Source organism: Streptomyces sp. NPDC059037, from assembly GCF_042740015.1.
Taxonomy (GTDB): Bacteria; Actinomycetota; Actinomycetes; order Streptomycetales; family Streptomycetaceae; genus Streptomyces.
Map to the genome: position 1 here is coordinate 1 of NZ_JBHYIG010000196.1, position 18879 is coordinate 18879.

The 18879-nt window shown below is 70.8% G+C and carries 15 protein-coding genes and 2 tRNA genes; 9 read left to right on the forward strand and 8 right to left on the reverse strand.

From position 1 onward, the window contains the following. Nucleotides 1–110: 110 nt before the first annotated feature. From ACFWY6_RS31445 to ACFWY6_RS31460, 4 genes are all read right to left on the reverse strand, one after another. On the reverse strand, nt 111–2051 hold the full coding sequence (locus ACFWY6_RS31445; RefSeq protein WP_384697519.1) for a galactose oxidase-like domain-containing protein: 1941 nt from the start codon (nt 2049–2051) through the stop codon (nt 111–113). Next, nucleotides 2048–4051, reverse strand: a complete 2004-nt coding sequence (locus ACFWY6_RS31450; RefSeq protein ID WP_384697522.1) for a glycosyltransferase family 2 protein — start codon at nt 4049–4051, stop codon at nt 2048–2050. The genes ACFWY6_RS31445 and ACFWY6_RS31450 overlap by 4 nt, the downstream gene beginning before the upstream one ends. Before the next feature lie 303 nt (nt 4052–4354). Beyond that, nucleotides 4355–5086, reverse strand: coding sequence for a FadR/GntR family transcriptional regulator (locus ACFWY6_RS31455; RefSeq protein ID WP_384697524.1), 732 nt, complete (start codon nt 5084–5086; stop codon nt 4355–4357). A gap of 78 nt (nt 5087–5164) precedes the next feature. Then, nucleotides 5165–5238: transfer RNA gene (locus tag ACFWY6_RS31460), tRNA-Lys, on the reverse strand. Nucleotides 5239–5493: 255 nt separating this feature from the next. On the opposite strand from ACFWY6_RS31460, the gene ACFWY6_RS31465 reads away from it, so the two are divergent. The 9 genes from ACFWY6_RS31465 (at nt 5494) to ACFWY6_RS31505 (ending at nt 14561) form a co-directional block, all read left to right on the forward strand. Beyond that, nucleotides 5494–6819: a peptidoglycan-binding protein gene (locus ACFWY6_RS31465; RefSeq protein WP_384697527.1), complete on the forward strand. Its 1326-nt coding sequence runs from the start codon at nt 5494–5496 to the stop codon at nt 6817–6819. 82 nt (nt 6820–6901) lie between these two features. Next, nucleotides 6902–8071, forward strand: a complete 1170-nt coding sequence (locus ACFWY6_RS31470) for an SPFH domain-containing protein (protein WP_384697530.1) — start codon at nt 6902–6904, stop codon at nt 8069–8071. Next, nucleotides 8058–8723 (forward strand): nucleoside/nucleotide kinase family protein, encoded by a 666-nt coding sequence (locus ACFWY6_RS31475; protein ID WP_384697533.1) that lies wholly within the window; start codon nt 8058–8060, stop codon nt 8721–8723. The genes ACFWY6_RS31470 and ACFWY6_RS31475 overlap by 14 nt, the downstream gene beginning before the upstream one ends. 87 nt (nt 8724–8810) lie before the next feature. Then, entirely contained in the window at nt 8811–9413 is a 603-nt protein-coding gene (locus ACFWY6_RS31480; protein WP_266866628.1) for a lytic polysaccharide monooxygenase, read from the forward strand. A 126-nt stretch (nt 9414–9539) separates the two neighbouring features. Continuing rightward, nucleotides 9540–10010 carry a DUF3592 domain-containing protein gene (locus ACFWY6_RS31485; protein WP_384697536.1) on the forward strand — a complete coding sequence of 157 codons (471 nt, stop codon included), beginning with the start codon at nt 9540–9542 and terminating at the stop codon, nt 10008–10010. Between the two features lie 43 nt (nt 10011–10053). Beyond that, nucleotides 10054–11718, forward strand: a complete 1665-nt coding sequence (locus tag ACFWY6_RS31490) for an AMP-binding protein (RefSeq protein WP_384697539.1) — start codon at nt 10054–10056, stop codon at nt 11716–11718. A 554-nt stretch (nt 11719–12272) separates the two neighbouring features. Further along, a complete protein-coding gene (locus tag ACFWY6_RS31495; RefSeq protein WP_384697542.1) occupies nt 12273–13577 on the forward strand; it encodes a sensor histidine kinase in 1305 nt (434 codons plus the stop codon). Further along, nucleotides 13529–14215 (forward strand): response regulator, encoded by a 687-nt coding sequence (locus ACFWY6_RS31500; protein WP_384697545.1) that lies wholly within the window; start codon nt 13529–13531, stop codon nt 14213–14215. Before ACFWY6_RS31495 ends, ACFWY6_RS31500 begins: the two co-directional genes overlap by 49 nt. A 64-nt stretch (nt 14216–14279) precedes the next feature. Then, the gene (locus ACFWY6_RS31505; RefSeq protein ID WP_361821206.1) at nt 14280–14561 is read left to right on the forward strand and encodes a hypothetical protein; all 282 of its coding nucleotides are present in this window, start codon (nt 14280–14282) and stop codon (nt 14559–14561) included. Here the strand turns inward: ACFWY6_RS31505 and ACFWY6_RS31510 are convergent. From ACFWY6_RS31510 to ACFWY6_RS31525, 4 genes are all read right to left on the reverse strand, one after another. After that, entirely contained in the window at nt 14536–16656 is a 2121-nt protein-coding gene (locus tag ACFWY6_RS31510; protein ID WP_384697548.1) for an MMPL family transporter, read from the reverse strand. The genes ACFWY6_RS31505 and ACFWY6_RS31510 overlap by 26 nt on opposite strands. A gap of 167 nt (nt 16657–16823) precedes the next feature. Then, a complete protein-coding gene (locus ACFWY6_RS31515; protein WP_384697551.1) occupies nt 16824–17498 on the reverse strand; it encodes a response regulator in 675 nt (224 codons plus the stop codon). Next, the gene (locus tag ACFWY6_RS31520) at nt 17392–18648 is read right to left on the reverse strand and encodes a sensor histidine kinase (protein ID WP_384697554.1); all 1257 of its coding nucleotides are present in this window, start codon (nt 18646–18648) and stop codon (nt 17392–17394) included. Before ACFWY6_RS31520 ends, ACFWY6_RS31515 begins: the two co-directional genes overlap by 107 nt. Nucleotides 18649–18803: 155 nt before the next feature. Continuing rightward, a tRNA-Lys gene (locus tag ACFWY6_RS31525) sits at nt 18804–18877 on the reverse strand. Nucleotides 18878–18879 lie beyond the last annotated feature (2 nt).

Sequence of the window (18879 nt, forward strand, 5' to 3'; positions counted from 1 at the left end):
CACCCAACCACTCCCCCCGGCGCCGGCTGCGCGTCCTCGTGCCGCCGCCCACGCTGGTTTTTATTTGCGCCCCCGCCCTGCGCCCCCCCGCGCCCCTGACGGGGCGCTCCTTACGGCACGTGCACCCACTGGGCCTTACTGGGTGTGCCCTGGTCGTCCGTGACGAAGAGCATGTACCAGCCCGACTCCACCAGGCTCCGCTCCTTGGGAATCGTCACCGTGACGCCGTCCGCGGACTTCTTCAGGTCCAGGGCCACCGACGTCTGGTCGATGTCCGTCACATGCGTCGACGCGCTCGGCCGAATAAGGCGGGCCGTCTTGATGGACGAGGCATGCTTCGACTTGAACGTGCCGGACCCGCCCCGCTTGATCTCCTCCGGGCCGCCGCTCAGCGTCGGCTGCGAGCCGTGGTACAGGTACGGCGGCGTGTAGATCTCGATGCGCTGCTCGAAGGTGCCGGGCTTGGTGTTGGCCTTGTCGGCATAGAGCGAGTCGGAGCCGAAGAACATCACGCGGCCGTCGGGCAGCAGGAGCGAGCCCGAGTGGTAGTTGCGGCCTACCTCCGGGTCCGCGACGCGGCGCATCTTGCCGGTCTTGGCGTCGTAGATCCGCGCCTGCTTGATGTTCGAGTCGCTGCGGCCGCGGTAGTCCTCGGAGCCGCCGGATATCAGGACCGAGTCGTCGGGCAGCGTCGAGGCCTGCGGGTAGCGGGTGCCCTTCTCCAGCTCGGGCCCGTCGACGAACTTCGGGTTGTCGTCCAGGAGGTCGACGATGCGGGTCTTCTTGCTGGACTTCTTGGACTCGCCGACACCGCCGCCGCCGACGACCATGTACTTCTGGTCCTGCGCGGGCGGCAGCTCCACCGTGTTGGAGGTCTCCAGGAGGTCCGGGTCGCTCATCCCCGGAATCGTCTTCCAGCTGCCCTTCGTCTCCAGGTCCCAGGTGCCGGGCTTGCGGCCGACGTCGTCAGGGCCGTAGCCCGCGTTCGATCCCGAGTAGAAGAGCCTGCCGCTCTCCAGCTGGAAGACCGCCGGGTAGGTCGGGAACTGGCGTACCTGCTTGGTGTACGTCCACTTCTTGGTCTTCGGGTCGTAGATCTCGTTCTTGCCCGGGACCAGCTGGCCGATCTCGTCGAGGCCGGAGAGGCTGAGCACCTTGCCGTCCGAGAGCGTGGTCAGCGTGGGGTACCAGCGGGCCTCGTTCATCGGGTCGACCTTGATGTACCTCTCGGCGACCGGGTCGAACTCGAAGGAGTCCTTGATCCCCTGGAAGTCCTTCTTGTCCAGGGCAAGCTTCTGCGCGATGCCGTACGTGTTGCGGGTCGCGGCGCCCTTGAGGCCCTGCACGCGGTAGTTGTCCTGCGTGCCCGTCTCGTACTTCGTGCCGCTCTTCTGCGCCTCGACGTACACCCGGCCGAGGCCCGGCTCGTTGCGTATGAACGCGCCGGTCTGCTTGTTGAAGACCTTCTTCGCGCGCTCGACGACGACCGGGTCCTTGGAGACGAACGTCTTGCCGTTCTTCTTGCCGGTGAACCTGGTGCCGGCGGGCAGCGTGATCGGCTTGTCCGGGTCTTCGTTGTGCACCACCATCAGGCCGCCGGCCTTGGTGATGTCGCCCTTGAGCTTCTCGTAGCGCTGGGTGCCGCCGGCTATGAGGAGATTGCCGTTGGCGAGCTGGGTGTGGCCGGTGCAGAAGAGGTCGACGGGCGTCTTGATCTTCTTGATCGTGTTCTTGACCGGGTCCCACAGGCGCGTGTCGAACTTCTTGGCGTCGAAGTTCTTCTGGTTGTTGCCGGAGCCGGCGACCAGGAGGATCTTGCCGGTGTGCAGGAGCGCCGCGTGGATGGTGTTCTGGCGGTACTCCTCGGGGAAGTTCACGACTTGCCAGTGGCCGTTGTCGGCCTTGTACTCCGGCTTGTTGATCTTGTAGTCGTGGTACTTCTCCGAACCCACGCGCCACAGCCACGGGCCGTTCATCCCGGCCAGCGCTATGACCACCGCCGCGCCTATCGCGATGCGGCGGGCGCGGCGGCGGCTGGAACGGTCTTTCATTTCTTACGTCCCCCAAGGGAAATCTGCATGGTCTGGTCGGTCGCCGCCCAGCTGGGCTTCTGCTGCGGCGCGTGCGGTGCCTGTGGCGTCTGTGGCGCTTGTACTGCGTGCGGCGCCTGCGGCAGCTGTGCCGTGGTGTCGCGCTGCTGCGGCACCATCGGGTCCCCGCCGCCGGACGGTGGTCCCGAAGGTCCTGCCCCATGCCGCGACTTGCGCTTCTTCTTCTCCTGCCGCATGCCCCAGCGCCACGCGAAGATCGGCGCCGCCGTGATCAGCAGGGCGAACGTGGCCCAGATGATCATCGCCGGGTGGGCGTGGTCGTAGATGAACGCGGCGGCCATCGAACCGCCGAAGACCAGGATGAAGAACAGGTGGATGCGGAACGTGCCGAACAGTGTGTCCGGGCTTGCCGAATCGCCCTTGGGGGTCACCACGAACTTGCTCTTGCGGCGCAGCACGGTGTCCAGGAGCGAGCGCGCGTACACCGGCGCGGAGAGCGCGGACATGATCATGCCCGCGATGCCGCCGGAGCCCTCGGGCTCGTGCGGCGAGACGTTGTGGCGACGGTTCCAGATGTAGAGGCCGATCTGCAGCGCCGACGCGTTGCCGTACAGCATCAGCCAGATCGTCGGGTCGATGTTCACGCCCGATGCGCCCATGCCCAGGAACAGCGCGCAACTGAGCGCGGCCAGGATCCAGTTCATGGCGGACATCGGGTAGAAGATGACCATCATCGTGTAGTTGAAGAGCCGCCCCGGCGGCAGCGAGAACGGCGCCTTCCAGAACTGCTTGAGGATGGTCTCGTACGTACCGCGCGACCACCGCAGCTGCTGCGTGAAGAAGTCCGTCCAGGCGTTGGGGCCCTCGCCGACCGCGAGCACGTCCGGGGTGTAGACCGACTTCCACTTCTTGCCGGTCTTCGGGTTCGTGGCGCGGTGGATCTCGAAGCCCGTCGCCATGTCCTCGGTGATCGAGTCGTACAGACCGCCGATCTGCTTCAGCGCCTTGATGCGTACGGCGTTGCTCGTACCGACGAACATCGGGGCGCCGTAGGCGTTGCCCGCACGCTGGATGAGGGCGTGGAAGAGGAACTGCTGGGACTCGGCGGCCTTCGTGATGAAGTTGTCGTAGTTGCCGTAGACCTGCGGGCCGATGACGAAGCCGACGTTCTCGTCGCGGAAGAAGCCGAGCATCCGCTCCAGGTAGTTCGGCATCGGCACGTGGTCGGTGTCGACCGACGCGAAGTAGTCGTAGTCGTCGCCGTGCGCGTCCAGCCAGGCGTTGTAGTTGCCGTGCTTGGTCTTGGCGCGGTGCGGGCCCTTGGCCAGGTTCCACTTCGCGACGCCCTTGCGCGAGAAGTGGTGCACGCCGAGCCTGGCGCAGACCTCCTTCACCGCGGGGTCGTCGCCCTCGTCGAGGAGCCAGACGTGCATCAGGCCGCGGTGGCGGATCTTGACCGCCGCCTCCAGCGTCTTCGTCACCATCTCGAGCGGCTCCTTGCCGGGCACGAACGAGGTGAGGAAGGCGACCCGGGTGCCGGTCTCCGGCACGACGGGTATCGGGTCACGGGCGACGAGCGTGGCGTGCGCGTTCGAGAGCACGTTCATGCAGCGGAAGAACTCGATCAGGCCGATCGAGACGAGCATGACGACGTCGAGCACCGGCAGCCAGTCGTTGGCCACGTAGTCGCGCTCGGTCCAGTGCGTCGGCTGGAGCAGCCAGGCGAGCAGGACGAGCGAGAGCAGCGGCGCGGCGCCCAGCATCAGGGCGGCCCGGATCCGGTGCGGCTCCTGCGAGAGCAGGGAGCGGTACTGCACCTTGTACGGCTTGTTCGGATCAGGCTGCGTGAGCGGCCCCGCGAGACGGCTGTAATGCTCGTAGTCGTATCTCGGCAGCGCCTTCTTGATACGCCGGAACCCGCCCGTCCGGTGCGATGGCACCCGCAGTTGGGTCGTCTGTGACGGGTCGTCCGGCCGCGCGCCCGTCGGCGTCGACGTCATGAGTCATCCCCCCGCACGCGGTCACCCGCGTGTTCGTTGGTCCTTCCGCCCGGTCCGGTCCCCCTCGACCTTCACGGACGCATCAGTGGCAGGCCACCGTCCCCTTAGACGGGGACGACAACCTTCCGGTTGCATGATGCCCCCCTAGGCATCCGTTAATGAACGGGACCCCCGTCCCCGTGGCTCTTTCCGGTAGGTGGTGAGGCCCCCCAACTGCCTCGTACCGCCTGCCTCATGAGAGCCAGTGGCTCCAGCACAAGGTTCTACGCCCCTAGCCATGATCGCAAGAGCGAAACAAGGTGTTTACCGGTCATACGAGCGATTTGGGGAAACCTCTGGGGCGGGAGAGCTCAATCGCGTTCGAATATTACCGAAGTGTTCCCGTATTGCCCGCTCGGCTCGGACCGCGTCCCCGGAGCGGACCGCGTCGAGGATGTCGCGGTGCTGGCGGCAGGTGACCTTGGGATCGTGCGGCACGTCCACCAGGTCGGTGCGCACCCGATGGAAGGCGTCCCAGAACGCCTCCAGGACCTCGCCGAGCAGCGGGTTGCGCAGACACCGGTAAAGAGTGGCGTGAAATGCGCGGTCGGTCTCGGCGTGGACGGTGGCGTCCCGGCTGTTCCGCGTGCCCTGCGCCGTCGCCTCGGCCTCCATTTGATCCACGAGGGCGTCCAGTTCGGCCAGGTCGGCGGCCGGGATGGCGCCCGCGAGGCGCGCGATGAGCCCGGTCTCCACGGCCTCCCTCAGCTCCAGGAGCTGGAGCAGGCTGTCCTCGCCCCGGTAGTGGCCGGCCACCGTGCGGAAGGCGAGGCCCTCGATCATGGGCGCCATCGACATGGGTCCGACATATGTGCCGAAACCATGACGGATCTCCACGATCCCCATCGCCTGGAGAGCCTTGAGCGCCTCCCGTACGGAGTTCCGACTGACGCCGAGGCGCTCCATCAGCTCCGGTTCGGTGGGCAGGGAGGCGCCGGAGGGCAGCCGCTGGTCGATGATGAGCTTCTTGATCCGCTCCTGGATGTCGCGCGCCATGGCGCAACGGTAGCGGCACCCGTGCCAGTGGTGGCATGACAAAAGCCCCCCGCGTGAACGGAGGGCTTTCGCAGTCTGTGCGCCGCCAGGGACTCGAACCCCGGACCCGCTGATTAAGAGTCAGCTGCTCTAACCAACTGAGCTAGCGGCGCGTGCTGACCTGGAGAACTCTACCGGATGCCGACGGGTGCTCCGGACCATCCGGGAGCTTGCGGGTGCTCGGGGTGGCATTGGGCTGAGCTTCGAGCGCGCTTTGCTCGGGGCCGGTCCGGGGGCGGTGGGGGGAGTGAATGCGGGGCGGATCCACCTTTCGGACCGTCAACATGCGATATCGCCGGACAGTTGAGAAACTGACGATCGTGCAGATGCGACGCGGACATTCTTATCCGGAGTGTGAGGGGAATCGCATGGACGGTGCTCCGGTATTCGAGGAATTCGAGCCCGAGAGCGACTGTGACTGCCCCGGATGCATTCACCGGCGAAGGGACCTGGCTCGCGGACTTCCCGTACGTCTTGGCGGCCACCCCGCGGCGCACGGGGCTCGCCGGGCCCTCGTGCTCGCCACGGCGGCGGGCACGGTGCTCGGCGGCGGACAGGCGCTGCCGGCGGTGGCGGCGCCGGGGGTGCCACGGACACCGGCCGGTCCCGCCGTCCCCGGAGATGACGGTCCTGGCCCGCAGGGCGGCACGAGCGCGCTGTACGGAGCGCCGGGCGCACTGGGCGCTCCGGGCCCGTCGGCCGACTCCGCGGTACGGGCGACGACACGGGCCGAGATCCTGCAGCGGGCCGGGAAGTGGGTCGCCGCGAAGGTGCCGTACAGCATGGACGCCTTCTGGTCCGACGGATACCGGCAGGACTGCTCGGGCTTTGTCTCGATGGCCTGGAATCTCGGCGGCAATGAATGGACGGGAAGCCTCGCGGCGTACGCGGTCCGTATTACGAAGGCCCAGCTGAAGCCCGGGGACATCCTTCTCTTCCATAATCCGGCGAACCCCGAGAAGGGTTCGCACGTGACGATTTTCGGCGGCTGGACGGACGCGTCGCGCACCCGGTACACGGCGTACGAACAGGCCCGTCCGTACGCCCGGAAGCAGACGACTCCCTATGCCTATTGGAGCAATGCGGGCCGCTATCTGGCCTACCGCTACAAGGGCGTGACGGACGGTGCTGCGGGCGGCTCGGGCCCGAGCACGGGAACGCGCTACCCGGGAGCCGGGTCGTTCGGCCCCGGTGCGGACAACAAGTACGTCACGCGGCTCGGCAAGGCGCTGGTCGGCCGGGGCGGTGGCCGCTTCTACCGCACGGGGCCCGGACCGCGCTGGGGTGACGCGGACCGCAGGGCCACGCGGGCGTTCCAGCTGGCGCAGGGCTGGAGCGGCGCGGACGCGGACGGCCTGCCGGGTCCGACGACGTGGTCGTACCTGATGAAGGGCAAGGGGCGGGACATCCCCGCGGCGGGGGCGGGTGCCGGCTCCGGCGGCTCCCACGCCAAGGTCCCCGCGTACCCCGGCAGGGGAGTGTTCCGCCCCGGCCAGTCGAGCCCGTCGATCGAGGAGCTCGGCAGACAGCTGGTGAAGAAGGGCTTCGGCAAGCACTACGCCCAGGGTCCGAGCCCGCGCTGGAGCGAGAGCGACCGCCGCAACGTCGAGGCGTTCCAGCGCGCCCAGGGCTGGCGGGGCGTCGCGGCGGACGGCTATCCGGGGCCCGAGACGTGGCGGCGGCTGTTCTCGTGAGCCCCCGGCCACGGGTCGGACCGGGGCATGAAGGTGACTCGGTTACGTATGAGATCGAGGTACGAATGAAGTGGAGGCAAGGATGAGTGCGACGGCGGCCTCAGAGCCACAGACCCCGCAGCCATCCCACCCCGACGGGCAGCCGGACCCCGCCGCCCGCTCGCAGCGGCTCATCCACAGCGAGGCCACCACCGAGATCCCCCTGCACCTGCTCTTCCGGGACGACCCGGGCGATCCCGGGGTCCCGCTGACGCCCGCGGTCGTGCGGCGGCGGCAGGGCACGGGCGAGCAGCCGCGCGCCACTGCCCGGCGGCCCGCGCCGCGGCCCGCGGTGGCGCGTCCCGTGCCCGCCGTCGACCCCGCCATCGCCGAGCGGCCCGCGCGGGTGCTGCCCGGCGGGGTCGGCGTGCTCGGCGGGGCCGCGGGGGCCGCCGGGTGTGCGGCCGCGCTGTGGTGGGCCGGGGTGCTGCCCGAGCCGCTTGCCGGGGTGGCGGGGCTGCCGGAAGCCGCGGAGTACAGCGGGATCGACCTCGCGCAGTGGGCGGCGCTCGCGGGATCCGGGGCGCTCGCCCTGTTCGGGTTCGGGGGGCTGGCAAGGGGCCGGGTCGGCAAGGCGTGGGTGCTCACCCTCTTCGGGCGGTACCGCGGCAGCGTCCGCCGGACCGGCCTGATGTGGGTCAACCCGCTCCTCCTGCGCCGCCGTGTCGACGTACGCCTGAGGCACTGGCGCAGTGAACCGATGCCGGCCGTGGACCGGGGCGGGGTCGCGCTGCGGGTCGTCGTGCTCGTCGTGTGGCGGGTCAAGGACGCGGCGCGGGCGACCCTCGGCGTCGCCGACCACCAGGAGTATCTGCGCGAGTGCGTCGAGGCGGCGACGGCCCGCGTGCTCTCCCGGCTGCCCGCCGACGCCTTCCACGACGACACCCCGACCCTGCGCGACGCGGACGCCGTCGGTGACGCGCTGACCCGGATGCTCGCCGCGGAGGCCGAGCCGGTCGGCATCGAGATCTTCTCGGCCCAGCCGACCCGGATCGAGTACGCCCCCGAGGTCGCGGAGACCATGCACCGCCGCCGGGTCGAAGCCCTGGACGCCCGGCACCGCGACACCGTGCTCACCTCGGTGGTGGACTCCGTCGAGGACACGGTGACCCGGCTGACCACCCGGGGCCTGGTCGAGCTCGACGACTACGAGCGCAAGGCCTTGGTCAAGGACCTGACGGTGGCGTTCTATACGGGGCATGGAGACCGCTGACCCCGCCACGCCCGAACTGACCGCCCTCGCCAAGGACGCCTGGCGGCTGACCGCGGGCCGGCCCCGCACCCTCCTGGGGATCGCGGGGCCGCCCGGCGCCGGCAAGTCGACGCTGGCGCGCGCCCTTGTGGCGGCGATCGGTGAGGGCGCCGCCTATCTGCCGCTCGACGGATTCCACCTGTCGAACGCCCAGCTGGAGCGCCTCTCCCTCACCTCCCGCAAGGGTTCGGAGCCGAGCTTCGACGTCCGGGGATACGTCGCGCTGCTCGGCCGGGTCCTCGATGACACCGGCGCGGACATCTACGTACCCGATTACGACCGCACCCTCCACGAGCCGGTGGCCGCCCGGCACCGTGTCCCGCCCGCCGCCCGGCTCGTCGTCACCGAGGGGAACTATCTCGCCTGCGATCTGCCCGGCTGGCGTGCGGCCCGGGAGCTCATGGGGGAGTGCTGGTACGTGCAGACGCCGGGAGAGGTGCGTCAACCAAGGCTGCTTGAGCGGCAGTTGGCGGGCGGGCGGACGTCCGACGAGGCCCGTGCGTGGGTGGAGACGAACGACGACCCGAACGGCGACCTGGTCGAGAGGTCGCGCCACCGCTGCGACCGAACCCTCTCCACACTTGGTATGGACATGTTCAACTACCGGCCATAATCTGAACTTGGTCTAGACCGCAGAACTCGCCCCGCAGTGCGCGCACAGCTCACGGAACCCCCCCACGTTTCCCCCTGGAGCGGCAGCATGCGAAACAAGAAGACGTACGCGGCCCTGCTCGGCGTCACCACGGTCGGGGCCCTCGCGCTCTCGTCCGGCGGCGCGAGCAGCCACGGCTACACGGACCTGCCGGCCAGCCGCCAGATCAACTGTGCCAACGGCACGGTGAGCGGCTGCGGTTCCATCCAGTACGAACCCCAGAGCGTCGAGGGCCCCAAGGGCTTCCCGGCGGCGGGTCCCGCCGACGGCAAGATCTGCTCGGCGGGCATCGGCGGCTTCGACTCGCTCAACCAGCCGACGGCGCCGGGCGGCGGCGCCTGGCCCGCGACCAGTGTCAGCGGCGGGCAGAGCTACACGTTCCGCTGGCAGTTCACGGCACGGCACAGCACCACGGACTTCAAGTACTACATCACCAAGCAGGGTTGGGACGAGAGCAAGCCGCTGACCCGGGCGGCTCTCGACACCACCCCGTTCCTCGACGTCCCCTACGGCGGACAGCAGCCGCCCGCCACGCTCTCGCACGCCGGGACGATCCCCGGCGGCAGGAGCGGGCACCACGTGATCGTCGCGGTGTGGACGGTCCACGACACGTCGAACGCCTTCTATGCCTGCTCGGACGTCAAATTCTGAGCTTGGCTTGAGGAGCCACGGCTCTCCCCGCGGGTAGGTTCTGCGCACGCCGTCCATGACCGGGACGGCGTGCGCGGAACAGCACCAGCAGCTGGTGCGACTTGCATCAACTATCGGGGGACAGCCATGGAGTTCATGTTTTACGCCGTACCGACCCTGATCGCGGCGGTGGTGATCGCCATGGCGGTCAAGGTGGTCAAGCGCTCCCTGGAGCTCAGGCAGGCCTGGTCGAGCGGGCTCACGGCGGAGGCGCGCTGCCTGCGGACGTACACGACGACGCGTAGCCACGGCGACAGCGGCCACGTCACCACCACGCTCCACCACGTCTACGAGTTCACGCCACCCGGCGGCCGTGCGGTCCGCTTCGAGGAGGAGAACGGCCCGGCGACGACCGTCGAGGGCGACTTCGTCACCGTGCACTACACGGCCGACCGCCCCGAGAAGGCGACGGCGCACGCGCCGAGCCCCGTCAAGAGCGCGGCGGGCACGATCGGCCTGCTGTGCTTCTTCGGCGTCATGCTCGCCTTCTGCGTCTTCTTCATGGTGACGGCGAACGACATGTTGGCGAACGACATGTTCGGGTCGGACCTTCCGTAGGCCCTCTCCTCATCTGACGGCCCATCAATTATCGTGCGCGGCCATGAAGGCCACCGGGAGTACCGTCGCCGAACTCGTACAGGCGCGCTGGGGCGACCACCGCCCCGGCCTGCACTTCGAGCACAAGGCGCTGACCCAGCACCAGATCGCGGCGGGCGCGGCCGCGAGGGCCGCGCTTCTCGCGGACCTCCTGCCGAGGGGAGCCGAGCCGCACATCGGCGTGCTGCTTGACAACACCCCCGAGTACCCCCTGTGGCTGAGCGCGGCGGCGCTCGCGGGCGCGGCGGTCGCGGGCATCAATCCCACCCGCAGAGGCGCCGAGCTGGCCCGCGACATCGTTCACACGGACTGCAGGGTCCTGATCACCGAACGATCCCACCTCCCGCTCCTCGACGGCCTCCAACTCCCGGACGTACGCGTCCTGGTGACGGATTCGGACGCATACGGCGACCTCCTCTCCCCCTACGCCGACGCGACCCCGGAGATATCCCCTGCCGCGACGCCGGCCGCCCGGATGCTCCTCTACTTCACCTCGGGTTCGACGGGCGCGCCCAAGGCGGCGATCTGCAGCCAGGGCCGGCTTGCCGCGGCGGGGCAGTCCCTGGTCACGCACTTCGGGGTCGATCCGTCCGACGTCCACTACATCTGCATGCCCATGTTCCACGGCAACGCGGTGATCGCGGACTGGGCGCCGGCGCTCGCGGCCGGGGCGGGGGTGGCGCTGCGGCGGCGCTTCTCGGCTTCGGCGTTCCTGGACGACGTACGCGCGTACGGGGCGACGTACTTCACCTACGTGGGCCGTGCCGTGCAGTACCTCCTGGCGACGCCGGAGCGGGCCGACGACACCCGGAACCCCCTGCGCATGGGCTTCGGCACGGAGGCCGGGGCGGTGGACGCGGCGCGGTTCGAGGAGCGGTTCGGGGTGCGGCTCGTGGAGGGGTACGGGTCGTCCGAGGGCGGGGCGGCGATCCAGCGGACGCCGGGGACGCCGGCCGCGGCGATCGGCAGGGCGGCGCCGGGGGACGAGCTCGCCGTGGTGGACCCCGGCACGTTTCTGGAGTGTCCCCCCGCGGTCTTCGCCTCGGACGGGCGGCTGCTCAACGGGGATGCGGCGATAGGGGAGTTGGTGAACAAGGGGCGCAGTCCCTTCGAGGGGTACTGGCGCAATGCGGAGGCGGATGCGGCGCGGCTGCGGGGCGGGTGGTACTGGACGGGGGACCTCTTCTACCGCGACGCGGAGGGCTTCCTCTACTTCGCGGGGCGCACGGACGACCGGCTCCGGGTGGACAGCGAGAACCTGGCGGCGGCGGTGATCGAGAACATTCTGGCGCGGTATGCCGGGGCGGCGGGGGTGGCGGTGTACGCGGTGCCGGATCCGGTGGCCGGGGATCAGGTGATGGCGGCGGTCGCGCCCCGCGCCGGTACGGACTTCGACCCCCTCGCCTTTGCCGAGTTCCTCCTTTCCCAGCCGGACCTGGGGACGAAGATGGCGCCCCGCTTCGTGCGGGTGGTCCGGCGGATGCCGGTGACGGCGACGAACAAGGTTGCGCGGAGCGCTTTGCGGAAGGCGGGCTTCCGTTGCCCCGACCCGGTCTGGTGGCGCCCCCCGGGTTCGGCCGCCTATCGCCTGCTGGCGCCGCCGGACGTCGCCTCCCTCCTGGCCGAGTACCGCGCGCACGCCCGCGAGGGTCTGCTGCCGCCCAGCTGACCGGCACCGCGCGGCCGCGGGCCCCGAACAGGCCCTTCCCACCCACCCGCCCGATCACCCCGCACCCCCGGCTCACCGAACAGGCCTTTCCCGCCCACCCGCCCGATTGCCCCGCAGGGTGATCGGGTGGGTGGGCGGGAAAGATCCGCCGCGAAGCGGTGGGACAGAGCGGGTTGGGCGATGGGACCCGGAGTCGCAGTCTGGTGGGCAAGGAGAGCAAGCTCCGTGCGGGACCGGAGTCGCGGACCCGGGGTGCAGGAGAGCAAGCTCCGTGCGGGACGGGAGTCGCGGACCCGGGTGCAGGAGAGTAAGCCCCGTGCGGGACCGGAGTCGCGGACCCGGGGTGCAGGGGAGCAAGCCCCGCGCGGGACCCGGAGTCGCAGACCCGGGGTGCAGGGGAGCAAGCTCCGTGCGGGACCGGAGTCGCGGACCCGGGGTGCAGGGGAGCAAGCCCCGCGCGGGACCCGGAGTCGCAGACCCGGGGCAAGCCCCGCGTGGGACCGGAGTCGTAGCTGCCTCGTCCCTCGTAGGGAGGGCTCCCCTACCCTGCCCCCATGGCCCAGGAGAGCGTGTCGACGGCGCTGCGGCGGCGGGGGTATCTGGCGAGCAGTGCTCCGTGGCGGGCCCTCGGCTACCTCGGGGGCGGTGTCGTCCTCGGAGTGGTCGTGCTCGTCGGTGGTCTTGCCGCCGCCCTCGCCGGCGTCGCGCTCAGCCTCGTACTCATCGGCCTCCCCCTCCTCGCCCTGCTCGCCTTCACCGGCATCCCCGTCGCCGCCCTGGAGCGCCGCCGCCTCCGCCCCGTGGATCCCGGCCCCGCGCCCACTCCCCACCGCACCCCCGAAGCCCCCGGCATCCCCGCCTGGTTCACGCTGCGGGTCAAGGAACAGGCCACCTGGCGGGAGCTCGCGTACACCGCGCTGCTCGCCCTCGTGCTCTGGCCCCTTGACCTGCTCGTCCTGGCCTGCACCGTCGGCGTCCCCGCCCTGCTCATCGCGGCCCCCGCCCAACTCGCCCTCGACGGCGGCGAGATCCGCGCCGCCAAGCTCTGGCTGATCGGCGACTACCCGAGCGCCTTCGCCGCCGCCCTGCTCGGCCTTGCCCTGCTCGCCCCGCTCCTTTACCCCCTCGGCGGTTACGCCGCCGCCCGCGCCGCCCTCGCCCGCCTCCTCCTCGCGCCCCGCGAGGCCGAGCTCAGCAGCAGGCTCGCCGAAGTGACCCGCTCCAGGGCCCGTCTGGTGGACGCCTTCGAGGCCGAACGGCGGCGTGTGGAAAGGGACTTGCACGATGGGGCCCAGCAGCGGCTCGTCGCTCTCACCATGGCCCTCGGCCTCGCCAGGCTCGACGCCACCCCCGGCAGCCCCCTGGCGGCCCGGCTCGCCACGGCCCACGACGAAGCGGGGAACGTCCTCACGGAACTGCGCGAACTCATCCGCGGCATCCACCCCCAAGTCCTCGCCGACTACGGCCTCGCCGCAGCCATCGAGGACGCCGCCGACCGCTCACCGATCCCCGTGGACACCGACCTGGACCTGCCCCGCCTCCCCGAACCCGTCGAATCCGCCGGGTACTTCACCACCCGCGAGGCCCTCACCAACATCGCCCGCCACAGCGAGGCGCCCCGCGCGCACATCACGGCACGTCATCAGCGGGGCCTCCTCCGCATCGACGTACGGGACGAAGGCAAGGGCGGCGCGGACCCCAGCCGCGGCACCGGCCTGACCGGCCTCGCGGACCGCATCGCGGTGCTCGATGGCACACTGACGCTCACCAGTCCGCCCGGCGGGCCGACCGTACTGTCCATGGAGATCCCGTGCCGAGCCCAGCCGCAGCCAGCGCAAGCACCAGCAGCCGCCGACTGAAGATCGTCCTCGCGGAGGACAGCGTGCTGCTGCGCGAGGGCCTGATCGGACTGCTCACCCGCTTCGGCCACGAGGTCCCTGCCGCGCTCGGCGACGCCGATGAACTCCGCGCCGCCGTCGAGCGGCACGACCCGGACCTCGTCCTCACCGACGTACGCATGCCCCCCGGCTTCCAGGACGAGGGCCTGCGCGCCGCCGTCGCCCTGCGGGCCGAGCGGCCGAAGCTCCCGGTGCTCGTGCTCAGCCAGTACGTCCAGCGTTCGTACGCCGCCGAACTCCTGGACACCGGCGACGGCACCGGCGTCGGCTATCTGCTCAAGGACCGCGTGGGCCAGGTCGAGCAGTTCGCCGATGCGGTCGAGCGGGTCGCGGACGGCGGAACGGTCGTGGACCCGGAAGTCGTACGGCAGTTGCTGCGCCGCCGCCGCGACCCCCTTGAGCAGCTCACGCCGCGCGAGCGCGAGGTGCTCGGCCTGGTCGCCGAGGGCAGGTCGAACGGCGCGATCGCCGCCGAACTGGTCGTCAGCGAGGCGGCGGTGGGCAAACACATCGGCAACATCCTCGGCAAGCTGGGGCTGCCACCGGGGGAAGGAACGCATCGCCGGGTGCTTGCGGTCCTTGCGTACTTGCGGGCGTAGTCCGAGGCACCACTGTCCAGATCCTTGCAGTGGCCACCGGCCTGGTCGATTACGATTCATAACCATGAGCACGTCAGACCAGATGAGGGCAGGCCTCACCCCGAGCCAGGCACGGCGCATACGGATCGCCGCGGCCTCGGTGCTGATGGCCGCGGCGGCCGTGGTGCTCGCCGTACGCCTGGCGAGCCGCTCGTCCGTCCTGGTCGTGGGGGTGTACGGGCTGCTGCTCGTCCTCTGCGGCCTGGTGATCGAACTCAGCAGGCGGGGCAGGACCCGGCTGGGCAGCTATCTGCTCGCCGTCGGCCTGGTGGCGGCGCTCGTCATGGACTGGGTGGTGCTTGCCTGACCGGCACCTCATCGGCGGGCGGCGCCTCGCGGAGCCCGTACCGCCGATGGATGCGCCGCAGCGACGGCGGCGCCCACCAGGCGCGGCGCCCGAGCAGCGTCATCGTCGCCGGTACGAGCAGCATCCGGACGACCGTTGCGTCGATGAGGACCGCGAGCGTCAGACCGAGGCCGATCTGCAGGATCGGTGAGAACCCGCCGGTCATGAAGCCGCCGAAGACGATCGCGAGCAGCAGCGCCGCACAGCTGACCACGCGCCCCGAGCGGCGCAGCCCTTCGACGACCGCGGCGCGGTCGTCCCCCGTCTCCAGGCGGCTCTCCCGCATCCGGGACAGGATGAACAGCTCGTAGTCCATGGCGAGTCCGAACGCGATCGCGATGATCAGCGGCGGCGCGGTCAGGCTCAGCGCCCCGAGCCCCTCACCGCCGAGCAGCCCCGCCAGATGCCCGTCCTGGAACACCCACACCACGACGCCGAGCGCCGCGCCCAGGCTGAGCAGGGTGGTCAGGAGCGTACGAAGTGGAATGAGCAGCGACCCGGTGAACGCGAAGAGCAGGGCGAACAGGCCGGTCAGGACGGTGAGTACGGCCCAGGGCGCGCGCTCGGCGAGCATCGAGCGGAAGTCGACGAGGCTCGCGGCGTTCCCGGTGACCTCGACGGGATCGGCGCCGCGCAGATCGCGGATGTCCTCCACGAGCCGGGTGGCGGTGGGCCCGTCGACGGAACCGGCGGGGGTGAGTTCGAGCAGCGTGGTCCCGTCGGAGAGCCGCTCGCTCTGGGCCGAGGCGATGCCCGGCAGGGCCCGGATCGCGCCGTCGTAGCCGGATTCCGCCCCCGGCCTGATGAGCACCTGCACCGGATCGGTGTCCGTCCCCGCCGGATAGTGCTCGCGCACGGTGTCGTACAACTGCCGCGCCTCGGTGCTCTCCGGCAGCTGCCGCGCGTCGCCGATGTTGATCCGCATCCCGAAGGCGGGCAGCGCGAGGACGGCGAGCACGGCGACCACGGCGGTGCCGACGGCCACGGGACGGCGCGCGGAGAAGAGCGCGACACGGGCGAAGAAGGCACCGGGCTCGCCACCCGGCTTGCCCTTCCGCCGTGCGATCTTGCCGCCGAACAGGGCGAGCAGCGCGGGCAGCAGGGTCAGCGCGGCCAGCATGTCGACGACGACCACCGCGCCGGCGGCAAGACCCATGCTGCGCAGGAACGGGCTGGCGAACCAGACGAGCCCGGAGAGGCTGATGGCGACGGTGAGCCCGGAGAACAGGACGGTGCGTCCGGCACGGGCGACGGTCGCGTGCACTGCCTCTGCCACATCGTCCGTCTTCCCCCGCTCCTCACGGAACCGCATCACCATCAACAGGGCGTAGTCGACGGCGAGTCCGAGCCCGAGCATGGTGACGATCTGGACGGCGTAGACGGAGATCTCGGTGAACTGGCTGAAGCCGTAGAGGGTCAGGAAGGCGCCGGCGACTCCGCTGACGGTCACCAGGAGCGGAAGTCCGGCGGCCCGCAGCCCGCCGAAGATCAGCAGCAGGACGACAAGCACGGCGGGCAGGGTGATCAACTCGGCTCGTGCGACGTCCTCTTGGGCCCGGCCGCCGAGTTGCTCGCCGAGCAGCGGGCCGCCGCTGACGGCGACATCGGCGGCGCCGATCTCACGGATCCGGTCGGCCGCGTCGCCGACCGCCTCCTCCTCGGCGTCGTCGTCGAGGCCGCCCTTGAGGGTGACGGGGATCAGGAGCGCCCTGCCGTCCTCGGCGACGAGGCCGCGGGTGGCGTAGGGGTCGGGCACCCGGGCGATGCCGGGCTGTTTCCGTACGTCGGTGACGGCGTCCGCGACCTGCGCGCGGACCCGCGTGGACTCGACGTCGGCGCCGGAGAGGACGGCGTTGATGGAGTCGCCGTCCGGGGTGAGCCTGCCGAGCAGTTCGTCCGCCACGACGGATTCACTGCCGGGCACGTCCTCGACGGTCGACGTGAGGTCACCGAAGACCCGGGTGCCGAAGCCGAGGCCCAGGACGAGGAGGAGCAGCCAGGTGAGGATCACTGTGCGGGGGCGGCGGGTGGCTGTGCGGGCGAGGGTGGCGAGCATGGCCTCTCCTTGGGACGGTCCGGGTTGCCGTCCCTCAGAGTCGCGGCGCCGACGGGGCGGGGGATCGCCGTGGGGGGTGGTCTTGCGGGGTCCCTCGCGGGGGCTAGGTGTCGGTCGGGCGGGGGAGAGGCGTTTCCAGGACCACTGCCTCCGGGCCACGGCCGCGGCTAACCCTCCCCCGGCACCACAAGACCCGTCTCGTAAGCGCAAATGACAGCCTGCACACGATCCCGCAGCACCAGCTTGGACAGGACATTGCTGACGTGCGTCTTCACCGTGTGCTCGCTGACCACGAACGCCGCCGCGATCTCCGCGTTGGAGAGCCCGCGGGCCAGCAGCCGCAGGGTCTCCTCCTCCCTCGCGGTGAGGACCGCGAGGCGTTCGGACGGCGACATGGGCGCGGCACCGAGCGCCGCGCGCCGCCGCTGGACCACGTCCGCGACCAGGCGCCGCGTCACCGAGGGGGCGAGGAGCGAGTCCCCGGCGGCCACGACCCGCACCGCATGCACCAGGTCGTCCCTGCGGACGTCCTTGAGCAGGAAGCCGCTCGCTCCCGCGTACAGCGCCTCGTACACATACTCATCGAGGTCGAAGGTGGTCAGCATGACGACCCGGCAGCTGGTCCGCGCGCACACCTGCCGGGCCGCCTCGATGCCGTCCGTGCCCGGCATGCGGATGTCCAACAGCAGGACGTCCGGGGCGTGTTGGCGCACGGCGGCCACCGCCTGCGCGCCGTCACCCGCCTCCGCCACCACCTCGATGTCGGACTGTGCCTCGAGGATCATCGAGAAGCCGCTGCGCACCAGCTCCTGGTCGTCGGCGACCACCACCCGGATGCTCATCCCCCAAGGATGCCGTGGGCAGCCGCGCGGCGACACGGAATCCGCCGCCGGGTCCGTCCCCGGCTTCGGCGGTGCCTGAGCAGGCGGCGGCGCGTTCATGGATCCCGATGAGCCCGTGCCCCCCTCCGAACCGGCCGTCGGCGGGGGCAGCTCCTGTCCCGTCGTCGACGACGCTGACCACCAACTCACCCTCCCCCCAGCCCAGTTGGACGCGAACCTCCCGCGCCGCCGCGTGCTTGACGCAGTTGGTCAGCGCTTCCTGGACGATGCGGTACGCGGCGACCTCGACGTCCGGCGGCAACGGCCGAGGCGTCCCGTCCGCCCCCAGCTCGACCCGGATGCCCGCCTGTTCGACGACCATCGCCAGCTCCGGCAACGCGGCGAGCGTAGGCTGCGGCCCGAGCCCGCCGGGAACGGAGGGCTCCCGCAGCACCCCCAGAATGCGCCGCAACTGCACCATCGCGTCGCGCCCCGCCCCGGCGATCGCGTCGAACGCCCCCTCCGCGCGGGCCGGATCGCTGCGGACGACGACGGGCCCCGCCTCCGCCTGGACCACCATCAGGCTCACCGCGTGGGCGAGGATGTCGTGCATGTCGCGCGCGATCCTGGCCCGCTCCTGGGTGACCGCCCGCGCCGTCTCGCCGGCCCGCTCCCGTTCGAGCCGCCGGGCCCGGTCCTCGATCGCGGCGGTGTAGGCGCGCTGGACGCGGGCGAAGGCTCCGAGGGCGTACGCGCTGATGAGGCTGAGCAGGTGGAAGGGGTACTCGTACGGCTCGGCGTGCTCCTTGAGGGCCATGGTGACGGCGGCCCCCGTCAGCCAGCTGGCGAGCATGACGCGCCGTTTCCACGGTGAGCCGATGGCGGCCACGGTGTAGAGGGCGACCATGCCGCCGAAGCAGACGTCGGGCGGGGGCCGGTGGTAGAGCGCCATGGCGGGCGTGAAGAAGGCGATCACGGCGGCGCAGCCGAAGGGGGCGCGCCGCCGCCACACCAGCGGCACCGCGGTCCCGGCACCGAGCGCGAACCCGCCCCAGGTCAGCTCGTCGCCGCCCTCCTCGGGGAAGAGGAACTGCAGCGAGACGGCGCAGAGCACGAGGGCGGCGAGCGCGCCGTCGACGACGTACGGATGGCTGGACGGACGAGGCGGCATGACGGACTCCTCGGGGCAGGAGGCCGTGCCAGTATCGCGACGCCCGCCGTGAGCTGTCCTCACCGGTGCGAGGGATATGCGGGGGATATGCGAGGGATACGCGGGGGATATACGCGAGAAGCCCCCCGCTTCCGCGAGGGGCTTCTCACCGTCTGTGCGCCGCCAGGGACTCGAACCCCGGACCCGCTGATTAAGAGTCAGCTGCTCTAACCAACTGAGCTAGCGGCGCCT

Coding starts and splice junctions, on each gene's coding strand:
- ACFWY6_RS31445 (WP_384697519.1), bottom strand. CDS start 2,051: ATGAAAGACCGTTCCAGCCGCCGCCGCGCCCGCCGCATCGCGATAGGC.
- ACFWY6_RS31450 (WP_384697522.1), bottom strand. CDS start 4,051: ATGACGTCGACGCCGACGGGCGCGCGGCCGGACGACCCGTCACAGACG.
- ACFWY6_RS31455 (WP_384697524.1), bottom strand. CDS start 5,086: ATGGCGCGCGACATCCAGGAGCGGATCAAGAAGCTCATCATCGACCAG.
- ACFWY6_RS31465 (WP_384697527.1), top strand. CDS start 5,494: ATGGACGGTGCTCCGGTATTCGAGGAATTCGAGCCCGAGAGCGACTGT.
- ACFWY6_RS31470 (WP_384697530.1), top strand. CDS start 6,902: ATGAGTGCGACGGCGGCCTCAGAGCCACAGACCCCGCAGCCATCCCAC.
- ACFWY6_RS31475 (WP_384697533.1), top strand. CDS start 8,058: ATGGAGACCGCTGACCCCGCCACGCCCGAACTGACCGCCCTCGCCAAG.
- ACFWY6_RS31480 (WP_266866628.1), top strand. CDS start 8,811: ATGCGAAACAAGAAGACGTACGCGGCCCTGCTCGGCGTCACCACGGTC.
- ACFWY6_RS31485 (WP_384697536.1), top strand. CDS start 9,540: ATGGAGTTCATGTTTTACGCCGTACCGACCCTGATCGCGGCGGTGGTG.
- ACFWY6_RS31490 (WP_384697539.1), top strand. CDS start 10,054: ATGAAGGCCACCGGGAGTACCGTCGCCGAACTCGTACAGGCGCGCTGG.
- ACFWY6_RS31495 (WP_384697542.1), top strand. CDS start 12,273: ATGGCCCAGGAGAGCGTGTCGACGGCGCTGCGGCGGCGGGGGTATCTG.
- ACFWY6_RS31505 (WP_361821206.1), top strand. CDS start 14,280: ATGAGCACGTCAGACCAGATGAGGGCAGGCCTCACCCCGAGCCAGGCA.
- ACFWY6_RS31510 (WP_384697548.1), bottom strand. CDS start 16,656: ATGCTCGCCACCCTCGCCCGCACAGCCACCCGCCGCCCCCGCACAGTG.
- ACFWY6_RS31515 (WP_384697551.1), bottom strand. CDS start 17,498: ATGAGCATCCGGGTGGTGGTCGCCGACGACCAGGAGCTGGTGCGCAGC.
- ACFWY6_RS31520 (WP_384697554.1), bottom strand. CDS start 18,648: ATGCCGCCTCGTCCGTCCAGCCATCCGTACGTCGTCGACGGCGCGCTC.